This window comes from Microcystis sp. M53603_WE2 (assembly GCF_030065435.1).
In genome coordinates, this window is sequence record NZ_JASJFF010000194.1 from 1 (window position 1) to 2272 (window position 2272).

The window sequence follows — 2272 nt, forward strand, 5'->3', positions numbered from 1 at the left end:
GGACTAGGGGTGGGACTAGGGGTGGGACTAGGGGTGGGACTAGGGGTGGGACTAGGGGTGGGACTAGGGGTGGGACTAGGGGGGGGGCTTACGATACAAAATGTTTCACAGGTTCTGGGGAAAACTCCGGTGCTGACAGAGTAGTTAAATTTCTCACCGGTAGTCATCTTTACCCAAGCGTTGGCATTCAAAATCACTTGATTACCACCACCCTGGCGAACACAGGTATAAAAACCCTCTACCGCGCTACTAGCGGCGGGGATTCGGTTAAAATTCCCAAGACAAACGGGGTCATTAGGAGGCGGTGCTAACATATCGGTGACGGGGGAATGTTGCCAAGTAACAACATTTGCGGGGGTGGTGTAGTTGCCATTAGGGTCCAAGTTTGGACCATAGCGCCACAAGACTCGCGGACCGGTCAAGCTACTTTCAGGGCCTGTGGTACGGGTATAGTAAACGATCTGTTCACCGAGCAGCCGATTGGGATTGCTGGGGTCGGGAATTTGGAAAGCTAGAACTGGTTGCGCTCCTGAGGGTACTTTGTCAGTGTTGATCTCCCCTTGAGAATCAGCGATAATTCTTGCCCGTCTCACTTCATCTGAAACAAACTCTAGAGTACGATTAAGATTATTTTGGATTTCACTCTCAGCATTAGCTCGATAATTGCTTCTGAGCAGGTTAATTACGCCATTTCCCGACACCAAGACGGCAATCAGCATCATCAAACCTGCTAGTAAAACTTCTGTAATCGTGAAACCCGCTTGCAGAAGACGATGAGCGGATTTTTTCTGTAAACGACCTAAGTGATTGATGTACTCTAAATAAAAACGCATAGCTTTAACCCGTCCCAATTTCTCTGTTCTGTACTCCCCTAAATATTTAACATTTATTGCAGTCACAGAGGTTTTATTAAACTACTGGTCAATCAAGTCGAAAGGGGTTTTCGGAAACCACTGAAAATTTACTACTACCTACTACCTTCAAAATTTCCCTAGAAAACTCCCGATCAAAAATGTCTCGACCTAACTAACTTTACCACTAACTACAGGATAGCCTAAGAAAATCCCATAGATAGTAATTGAAATATGGCCAGAAAGGTGATTTTGGTTACAGCTATTAAGGCTCTTCGGTTTGTGTTATGCAATGGATGGGGGTTATAAGGAATGAAACCCTTATAGAGAAAGACATTACCGCGATTTTTGTCAATTGTTTGCGATCTAGAGCGAACTAATCAATTAAATCTCTTGCCAGATAAGGATTTAGTCGATTTATGCCCCCCTATCGAACCATACCAAGTCCCGAAGAGCCAAAAAAGATAAGTCATATATAGTAAATATGACCTAGAGAACAAAAATGATAAGTGAACTATACCAGAAAGTGTTAGAAAATGAACTGGGGCGAGCCAGATATCTACTGTTGTTAATGATAGTTGGAACCTGGCAAATACTAAAGCAAGCCAAGTTAGAGATATTAGCAGAAGCACTACCAATACCAATCCTGTTTGACAGTCGGCGAAAAAAACTAAAAAGATTTTTAAAGCTGGAAATTCTGAATATTGAAAAAATCTGGTTTCCCTGCCTAAAAGAGATGTTAAAACAGCAGGAGAGATTCACAATAAAAGGATTAGTATATATTGCCATAGACCGAACGATTTTGGGAGCAATTAATATCTTGATGGTGAGTCTGATTTATGACAAGAGAGCCATGCCAATCTATTGGGAGATATTAGATAAAAAAGGAAGTAGTAATCTCGAAGAACAAAAGCGAGTATTAGAGAAAATATTGACCGTGCTATCAGGTCATAAAATAGTGGTGTTAGGAGATAGAGAATTTTGTTCAGTCAGTCTAGAAACGTGGCTTCAGAAGCAGAGTTTGTACTTTTGTTTAAGACAAAAACAAAGCACAAATGTGAAGACGAAGGAAGGGATTTATCAAGAAATGAGAGAGTTAGGTTTAAGTCCAGGAACTCAATTATTTTTGCATGATGTAAATATTACAAAAGAGAAGGGATTTGGCGAGTTTAACTTAGCGGGTAAGTGGAAAAAAACTTATCGGGGTTTTCAAACAAAAGAGCCTTGGTATATTCTGACTAACTTTGGAGATTTAGAGACGGCAATAATGGCCTATCAAAAAAGATTTGATATTGAGGAGATGTTCCGAGATTTTAAGTCGGGAGGCTATAGCTTAGAAGGTTCTCAATTAGCACCGAAATACCTATCAAAGCTGATAATTGTTATAGCTATCGCCTATACAAGTGCCACAATGCAAGGTA

At 41.1% G+C, this 2272-nt stretch carries 2 protein-coding genes; one reads left to right on the plus strand and one right to left on the minus strand.

Annotated elements, in window-relative coordinates; translation table 11 throughout:
• Nucleotides 1–833 (minus strand): PulJ/GspJ family protein (locus tag PX481_RS04065; protein WP_288093745.1); only part of this gene is annotated, 833 nt, incomplete at its 3' end.
• A 544-nt stretch (nucleotides 834–1377) separates the two neighbouring features.
• Between PX481_RS04065 and PX481_RS04070 the strand changes: the two genes are divergently transcribed.
• Nucleotides 1378–2272: IS4 family transposase (locus PX481_RS04070; protein WP_288093744.1), on the plus strand; the 895-nt coding region annotated here is incomplete at its 3' end.